Annotated in this window: 7 protein-coding genes; 1 reads left to right on the forward strand and 6 read right to left on the reverse strand. The window is 41.1% G+C overall.

The features are described from left to right. Positions 1–174 precede the first annotated feature (174 nt). The 6 genes from AB1414_10340 to AB1414_10365 are packed head-to-tail and all read right to left on the reverse strand — an operon-like array spanning position 175 to position 7,935. Positions 175–855, reverse strand: a complete 681-nt coding sequence (locus AB1414_10340) for a T9SS type A sorting domain-containing protein (GenBank protein MEW6607831.1) — start codon at positions 853–855, stop codon at positions 175–177. Between the two features lie 31 nt (positions 856–886). Next, positions 887–1,174, reverse strand: a complete 288-nt coding sequence (locus AB1414_10345) for a hypothetical protein (protein MEW6607832.1) — start codon at positions 1,172–1,174, stop codon at positions 887–889. A 1-nt stretch (position 1,175) separates the two neighbouring features. Further along, positions 1,176–5,567, reverse strand: coding sequence for a fibronectin type III domain-containing protein (locus AB1414_10350; GenBank protein ID MEW6607833.1), 4,392 nt, complete (start codon positions 5,565–5,567; stop codon positions 1,176–1,178). Further along, positions 5,500–7,398 (reverse strand): C25 family cysteine peptidase, encoded by a 1,899-nt coding sequence (locus AB1414_10355; protein ID MEW6607834.1) that lies wholly within the window; start codon positions 7,396–7,398, stop codon positions 5,500–5,502. The genes AB1414_10350 and AB1414_10355 overlap by 68 nt, the downstream gene beginning before the upstream one ends. 49 nt (positions 7,399–7,447) lie before the next feature. Continuing rightward, a complete protein-coding gene (locus AB1414_10360; GenBank protein ID MEW6607835.1) occupies positions 7,448–7,732 on the reverse strand; it encodes a C25 family peptidase propeptide domain-containing protein in 285 nt (94 codons plus the stop codon). After that, positions 7,729–7,935, reverse strand: a complete 207-nt coding sequence (locus tag AB1414_10365) for a hypothetical protein (GenBank protein ID MEW6607836.1) — start codon at positions 7,933–7,935, stop codon at positions 7,729–7,731. The genes AB1414_10360 and AB1414_10365 overlap by 4 nt, the downstream gene beginning before the upstream one ends. Before the next feature lie 310 nt (positions 7,936–8,245). On the opposite strand from AB1414_10365, the gene AB1414_10370 reads away from it, so the two are divergent. Further along, positions 8,246–8,911: a class I SAM-dependent methyltransferase gene (locus tag AB1414_10370; protein MEW6607837.1), complete on the forward strand. Its 666-nt coding sequence runs from the start codon at positions 8,246–8,248 to the stop codon at positions 8,909–8,911. The last annotated feature ends 188 nt before the right edge of the window (positions 8,912–9,099 follow it).

Raw genomic sequence — 9,099 nt, forward strand, 5'->3', positions numbered from 1 at the left:
GTGTTCTATTGGATGCATCGTTATTCCACCTCCCAAACAAAATCTCCAGAATAATACACTATGTACTTCTGTTATCTTTATCGACATTTTCTCTCACAAACTTTAGCTAATTTAGGACACCACCGAATTTTCCGTGTTTCATCCGTGTTCATCTGTGGCTGAATAATTACTTCTCTACCTGATAATCGCAATCTTCCCTGTCTTCTTCTTCCCATCGCCAGTGGTCAACACATAGATGTATACCCCACTATCTACCTTCTTCCCATAATTATCCCGAACATCCCAAATCCAGGTGGCGCGTTTGTGTTCTTCTTCTTTGACTAAATTGCCTGAGATGTCGTAGATGCGGATTTGGGTATCCTCTGGTAACCCTTCAAAAACGATATTTTCATCCCCTCGCCTGGGCTTGAACGGATTCGGATAGACCACAACCCCATCAAAACTACCAGGTATCCCTTCCCCAATCAAGATAAATGTCCCAAAATGCGGTATGTCCCCATAGATAAAATTACTTCCAACTAAGACCTGTGCATTGGCTACCTCCACCCACCTCGATTCAATTGATTCCTCATCCAGGATGTATAATTTCAATGTCTCCTCGGCTACATTCTTTGGTGGCTCAGGGTAATAAATCATCACTCTGGTCGTTCGTGTCCCAAAATCACTCTCTATCGGTTTCTTATCTCCATCTTTAGCTACTATGCGGATAATGGTCTCAGTTAGCAGACAAAATCCCGGGTTATAATGATTCATCCGCAAATTCGCTATCTTAATTTCATCCTCATCCAGACCTGGTTTATCTATCTTCAGGTAATAATCTTTACTTACACTACGAGGCTTAATGTCTATCTTCAAGTTTCCCTCTTCAATCTTTACATTACTTGCGTCATCGTAACACCGCAAAATTATTACTCTGAGACTCTATTACCTCGGCTCTAAGACTGATACGGACATCGGGTGCGGCTCGGTTAGTCTCAATTGTTACCGTGCCTATCGCTATGCCGTTATAGAAGGTGATAGAGGCAGGTTTTATCTGACCAAGGTTAGTTGTAAGAGAACCCGTCTGGTTATAATCACTAGCCAGATTGCCATACCTATCCAGGGCAGTTACTTTAATCCCAAAGTTAGTATTGATAATCTGATGTTTAATCGGGTCAAAGTCAAATCGACTCACTCTACCAGACCTGACAGTTATACTGGCTGTTCCAATTATCTCCTCTGGAAATCGGGGCTCGGGACTCGGGGCTCGGGGCTCGGGACTCGGGACTCGGGGCTCGGGGCTCGGGACTCGGGACTGGGGGTACTGTATAAGTAAGTATTCCTTTACCTGGTTTTGTGCCTGCCACAAAAGTCGCCTTTGTGCCAATAACATTGGTCAACTCGCCCAGTTCACTTCCTACTTCCCACTGCCCATTTCCTACCTCTTTCTCATTCCCATATTTGTCATATCCATAAGCGGTAAATGTGGAAGTCCCGGCTACCTCTACCACCACCTCTTTGGGCAGAATGGTTATCTTTGCCAGTTTTCCTGGCACAATTCGGATATTAGCAGTGCCAATGACCTCTTCTGCACTTACCTTGATGATGCCTGATGCCGCCTTTGTGCCAGCAGTAAATGTGGTCATTGTGCCAAAAAGATTACTCAAACTCCCTATCTCATTTCCCACTTCCCATTTCCCATTTCCCACTTCCTTCTCATTCCCATAGCCATCACAGCCTCTGGTGGTGAATAATTGTGATTCATCAGGCATCAAGGTTACACTTCCTGGCATAACCTTAATCAGGGAAAGACTGCCAGCCTGAACTAAAAATGGATTGCTTGTGCCTGTTTTACCTTGATAGCCTGCCATAATCGAGGTCGTGCCTGTTCTGGTAATAGAGCCAATGCCATTCCAGATACCGGCCATAAAGTTGGTGGTTAGCTTTGGATTTAAGCTCAGCGAGGTATCCTCTAACTGGACTTTATCACTAAAGTTAAGCATAGTGTTACCGTAAGAATCTTGGGCCATAATGGTTATGGAAAAAGGAACGCCTGCAATACAATTGCTCATAGTCCCAATCAGGAAATGGTCAAGATTGTTATGACTAACTAAGAATGGATTGCTTGTGCCTGTTTTACCTTGATAGCCTGCCATAATCGAGGTCGTGCCTGTTCTGGTAATAGAGCCAATGCCATTCCAGATACCTGCCATAAAGTTGGTGGTTAGCTTTGGATTTAAGCTCAGCGAGGTATCCTCTAACTGGACTTTATCACTAAAGTTAAGCACAATGTTACCGTAAGAATCTTGTGCCATAATGGTTATGGGAAAAGGAACGCCTGCTACACAATTGCTCATAGTCCCAATCAGGAAATGGTCAAGGCTGTTATGGCTAACTAAGAAGGGATTGCTTGTGCCTGTTTTTCCCTGGTAACTTGCCGTAATCGAGCTCGTGCCTGCTCTGGTAATAGAGCCAATGCCATCCCAGATACCTGCTACAAAGTTGGTGGTTAGCTTCGGATTCAATGTCAGGCTGGTATCTTCCAATTGCACCTTATCGGTAAAGCTGGTTACCGTATTGTTGTAGGCATCTTTTGCCGTGAGGACAACAGGAAAATCTATCCCAGCAGTTTGATTGGTGATAGTACCGATTAAGAAATGGTCGAGGCTACTGGGGGTGATAAAGAAGGGATTGCTTGTGCCTGTTTTTCCCTGATAGCCTGCCATAATCAAGGTCGTGCCTGCTCTGGTGATACTAACTGTGCCATCCCAGATGCCCAGGCTAAAGTTTGTGGTTTTAGTCGGGCTAATCGTGCGGCTGGTATCAGTTAGTGTGGCGGATGAGTTAAACATATCAGCGATATTTCTCCAGCGGTCATAGGCCTTGATGCTGAGTGGAAAACTAATACCTGCGGTTTGAGTAGTTATGGTGCTAATGACAAAATACTCTACCTCGCCGCCACAGACCCAGAAGGTGTTACTTGTGCCGCGAATATCCCCATAAATGGCAGTAATACTGGTAGTGCCTCTTACTGTGATAGAATCAAATCCATCCCATATACCATTTATAAATGAAGTAGTCTGAGTAGGTTTAAGGCTGTTACTGAAGTCAATTAGGGTTACTGTCCCTGCAAAAGGAACAGGATTTTCGTAGGCATCTCTGGCTGTGATTTTAATGGAGAAATCCATTCCCGCAGTCTGGGTAGCAATAGTATCGAAGGTGAACATTGCTAATTCGCCAGAACTGGTAGTAATCGTGCCGGAGGTAGCAGGTGGTAGCGTAGATAGAAGTTCTATCCTGGCTTTATCGTTGGCATTAGGTGAAACCCAGTAGGTAATAGTATCTATCTGACCGGTATTAGTGGTGGTAGAAGTGGTGGCAGATAGTGTTCCTGCTTTACCAGAAAGCACCACTACCTCTAAATTACAACTAATCCCTGCAGACCCAACCGCATTACCATAAACATCGCTTAATTGGGCAGTGATGCTTACCGAACCCCCTGCCAGGATGTAGATAGGATTTTCAGGATAGACGATGAATTTAACTGGCTTGCCTGGACGGACATAAAATGGATTGCTTGTGCCTGTTTTACTCTGGTAACCTGCAGAAATCGCGCTCGTGCCTGCTCTGGTGATAGTAATAGTGCCATCCCAGATACCATCAGTGAAGTTAGAGATGATAGTAGGTTGGATGGTTTGAGAAAGGTCAGAGAGTCCGACTTTATCTTTGAAATTTAGCACTACATCACCCAATTCATCATAAGCAGTCATCTTTATTCGAAATCCTGTCCCTGCTATTTGGGGAGAGGAAATTGTGCCAAACAGGAAATATTCCACGCCAGTGATATAGAAGGATGCCCTTGCCTCATATCCTGAAATAAGTCCGTAGGCAGTAATGGTTATCGTGCCAAATCCCTGGTCATTAACGGTAAAGGTAGTAGTAAAAGAACCATCAACACAGGTAGATAGAGCAATAGTGGTAGTATTGCCAAATTCTATGCGAATGGTCTCTGTCGGGTAGAAATTGCACCCGCTAATAGTGACTCGCTTACCGACTACACCTCTTGTAGGTGAAATCAAAGTAATCATCGGCGGTGAGGGTGTTCTTTCAACCGCGATATTGGAAAGTGGGGAGAGATTGAAATCATCATCCCTGGCGCGAATACAGAAGTAGTAGGTGGTAGTTGGGGAAAGGTTAGGGATGGTAAAAGATTCAGGAGAACCAGCAGCTTTGGGCACAATAGTGGATGTAGCTTTATTAGTCAGGTGCCAGTTTTGTGGGGTGATAGTCCATGTAGCGTAGCGGATGAAGTAGCAGGTAGAAGAGCCTGTATCTTTGTCATCACCAGGTGCAGTCCAGGTTAAATCAATAGAGGTAGGTTTGGGATTAATAGTCTTAAGGTCAGTTATGCGAGAAGGGGGAACAATATCTGTATTATAGCAATTAGTTCGTCGCATATCATGGTTTGCCATCGGCCATTCCAATGCCCCGGCAGTACTACTACCCCAATAATCCCAGATGTACATAGGAAATAATGAGTATCCTGGCATTAACTGTTTTTCTCCAGCACAGACCACCTCCAGGTCTTTATCCATGTCAATATCTGCTATCACTATAGGAGATATAAGCCTATCCCATGTCTTCATCACCTCATGCGGTTTTATAACTAAATTTGAAGTAAAGGTACCATTATCCTGCCAGATACTTATTGTCCCCTTCATAATGCCTCTACCTTCCATGGTGATAATCTCAAGGTCATTATCGAAATCAAGGTCAGCGACTAATGGATGAAATTCCGCCCCCTCCTTCCTTTCTTCAGACCAACCCACACGGTGACTGCCATCATTATTTAAGACATATAGATGTTTATAACATCCAATAATTGTTTCCATCTCCTGGTTATTATCTATATCTCCAAGGACTATATCATGTAGGGTATCATTCCCTATATCTTTTGGATAACCTAATACATCACTCCCATCATAGTTTAAGGCATATAACCTGATTCCTCGTACTGCCAGAACTATTTCTAATTCCTCATCCTGGTCGAAATTTCCAACGCTATATGAGTTAAAGGATATGTTATCTGATAGGGTCTTTGGCCACCCTGCATTGGCTAATTTACCATCAGCCTGAAGGAGATATACCTTCTTATCACTTGTGATAGCTGCAATTTCACATCTTCCATCTCGATTAAGGTCTGCAATCATAGGATGATGGTACAGGTCTATATCTACGGGCCAATCTCCTTCTACCATAGTTCCATCATGATGAAAGGCATATAATTTACTCTCCATCTCTACCACAATCTCTAAATCTCCATCACCATCTATATCAGCAATTGCAGGTGAGCCTGAGTCTGTTCCCTTTGGCCATCTTCCTACATCACTTCCATCATAATTCAGGATATATAATTTATTAGAGGCGAATATAATCTCTAATTCTTCATCTAAATCGATATCCGCTAAGATAGGCTCCCATATACTTGAACTTGTTATCTTTGGCCAGCCATCTAATAATTTACCGTGATGATTCCAGACAAATACCCTTCTCCCAAGAGAAGTAGCAATAACCTCTAAAATACCCATCGCCATCTATATCTCCCACAGCAGGTGAATATGTTATCATTTCTGGGTAAGACTGAGGCCAACCCGTTTGATAGATATTTACCTCTATTGGCTTATAGGCTTTATTATTTTCCTTAGACCTTTCGCTAATAATATTATTTGGGTCTACTAAGACATAAATCTTATATGCCCCTATCGGTACACCAGGTGTCCAGTCTATATCTACCTCTTCTTCTCCTTCTGAGGCAATAGAGCTAATAGTTTGAGAACCAATCTCTACCCCACCATTAGCCGGGTCTCCAAGGAAGAATTTAACCAATACATTCGATGCAGATATATCTCCATAATTATGTATCTTTGCAGTAATCTTTGTAAGTTGAGATGGTTTAGAGAATATAGGTTCAAAATCAATATCAGTCAGTTGGATTTCTAATTCTGCTTTACCTTGTTCTGGAACTACCCGCATGGTAGTTAACGCTGGGTCACCTAATAGATTCCAACTCAAAAGCCAGTATTGGAGGTAGAAATTAAGGGTCATCTCACCAAGACAAAATGTGTAGGGATTATTCTCCACCATAAACCTATATGCCTTGGCAATATAAATATCTGTACCCAGACCTGTGACTCCAGAGGCTCCCCAGTAGGCAATACCGCCTCCTCCTTCTTTATTGAGAAATGCCTCACCAATACAATCAGGAGTCCTTGGAGAACCAGGATATAAAAAGTCGGCTGTCTCACAAGAAGCAGCAAAGACAATAGATAACTTATCTCCATTAGAAAGATTATTGACCATTCCGGCATGAAATGCTACATTAATTCCTCCTCCCATCCCCCATCCTGGAGGATTTCCATGTCCTGAGTAAGCGGCAAATACTTGCCCTTCGTTAATTGTCTTAAAGACATCCCCTCCTGTACCACCTTCATAAGAACTAACCATAGTTACTTCAAACCCAGCAGAAATTAGGTCATCTTTTATATATCCAAGGTCTGCTCCATCTTTTCCTCGAGCTAATACTGTCTTATTACGCCATTGACCGGGAAGTGGATTTTTTTCGTATTGGATGATTTTATTAACTATCACTGTAGCATTTGTCCCATTCTCTACTGGCAGTCGACCAATCATTATATCCGGACTCCAATCATTATAATGTAACCCTTCATCATTGACACAAACAAACCAGGGGTCAGAGACTGCTTCTGTTGTTTGTATTGGGATTACCTCTCTAACCGGGAAAGAGGGCACATACGAGGTGTATTGTTCTTCACCATCTCCAAGGATAAGTATATAACCAGGATGGTTATCTGACATAGATGGTGCAGACCAGTTATAATAGGCATATTTGACAAAGGCTTTAATTGATAAGGTGCCTGAACTTTCTGTAAACTGGGTATAGATATTATCTGTTTTAACTACTGCCACATCAAAGCCATTATATTCTGCACGATGGTTAGCAAGTTTAGCTACATCAGGATTATTATAGTAAGCAGGAGAGGTGATAATCAGATAGTCAGCAGAGTTTGATGGATTTTTGAGGTCTGTGATATAACTCACTGTACCGATTCTTTTAGCAGGATGTGGAAGTCGGGATGTGGTAACTGGTTTGTAGTTTAAGAGTGTATGTTTTAATACATTGGCAAAAGGTGAAGCCATCTCTGGTTGTTTTAGTGATAGAGGTACTCCCTTTTTGCGCAGGTAGTTTATTTCTATCTTCAGGTTAGGATAGATTCTGAGTTCTTTTTTTGCAGGGTTGAATTGGATGGGATATATTTCTAACCTTAAGATGCGCTGGTCACGGATGTAGCCGAATGAGTAAGAAATAGGGGGAATGGGAGAATGGGAGAATCGGTGAATGGGTGAATCGGAGACTTTCTCCCCTTCTCCGTTTCTCCCCTTCTCTCTTTCAGTTCTTCATCAGGATACCAGGTGTCCTGCTCGTAAAACTCCTCTCATCTATGAAAAATTCTTCAGCAACATATTTGTAGCCCTCTGGGGTGGTTTTTACTACTTGCTTGGGGACGGGGAATATGAGAATGGGTGAATGGGTGAATGGGTGAATGGATGATGGGGAAGTAGAAGAGATTGAAATCTCTACGCCATCCGGCATGGCAAGCATTAACTGGATTACGGGTAGTTTGGGTTTGCCGACTTCCTGAGTAAAACTGTATTCATGCCCTGGAATACTCAAAATCTGAAATGTCTCTGTTCCTTCACTCCGAGCTCCAAGCTCCGAGCTTGCTCCACATTCATCCCAGAGATACTTGCATCTAAGGTAATACCTGAAGTATCTTCTTTTACAACTATAATCTCAGGCTTTGTAGGCGAAGTAATACCTTCTTTAAATGCTACCCAACCTGCATTACTAATAGTTGGAAATAATATAAATAACATTAAGATAAATTTCTTTAGCATATTAGTATTTGTAACTATTCACCACGAAGGGGACGGAAAGCACGAAGTGAAATTTGATGAATTATCGAATAGAGTCATTGGATGCGCTATAGCGGTGCATCGAACTCTTGGGCCAGGTTTGCTTGACACCGTGAAGAGTGATAATTCACAATTCACAATTGACAATTCACCATTCACCATTATTAAGGAAATTTAGGGAAGAAATTGTGAATTGTGAATGGTGAATAGTTACCAAATTCTTACAATTCAGTTGACAGGGTATTAAATTTTTGATATAATTTTTTCTATAATGGATTTATGCCGACAAAAAAGATTTGAGGATTTATATTCAAAAGAAGATCCATGGGGAATTAAAAATGTGTATGCCGAAAAGGTTCGATTAGAAAATTCGTTTAAATTAATTCCACCGAAACATTATCCACAGATATTAGAATTAGGTTGTAGTGAAGGTGCATTTACCAGTAAATTATTAAATATCGGCGATAAAATTTATGCAGTAGATATTTCTGAAATAGCTATTAATCGATGTAAGACTTATTTTAGTGAATTTGGGGACAAGGTAATTTTTTCAGTCCAAGATATTACCGAATTGAAATTTGAACCTGAAAGTTTTGATTTAATAACTTGTTTAGAAGTAATATATTATCCTCCACGAAATTTCCTCTTAGAAATAGTTGATACTTTATATACCCTTTTAAAAAAAGATGGATATATCTTGATTTCTGTCGGTATTTTACCAGGATATTTTAAATATCAAGAATTTATTAATTTAGTGTCAAGAAGGTTTAAAATAGTAAAAATCGAACCGGTTACGACTAACTTGTTTAAATTAGGTGGTGTCATTAAAAGAATTCCTATTCTTAGTAAAACTAAGATTTATGAATTAGCTATGATGATAACCAGGAAATTTTCCAGGCAATTGGTTAGACATCTGGCTATACTGGCAACTAAATAAAAGGTAACTATTCACCACGAAGAACACGGAGGACACGAAGAAAATTAGATGGTCTCTGAAATTGTAACCGTTCAGGTTATACATTAGAAGTGTAAGAAGGGGGATAAGGAGATAAGGAAGATATGGAGATAAGATAATAGAAATAGATTGAAATTTATAGAAATAGGTAGAAATTGATTGTGGGAAAC

This window comes from bacterium, from assembly GCA_040755795.1.
In the GTDB taxonomy this organism is placed as follows: Bacteria; UBA9089; CG2-30-40-21; order CG2-30-40-21; family SBAY01; genus JBFLXS01.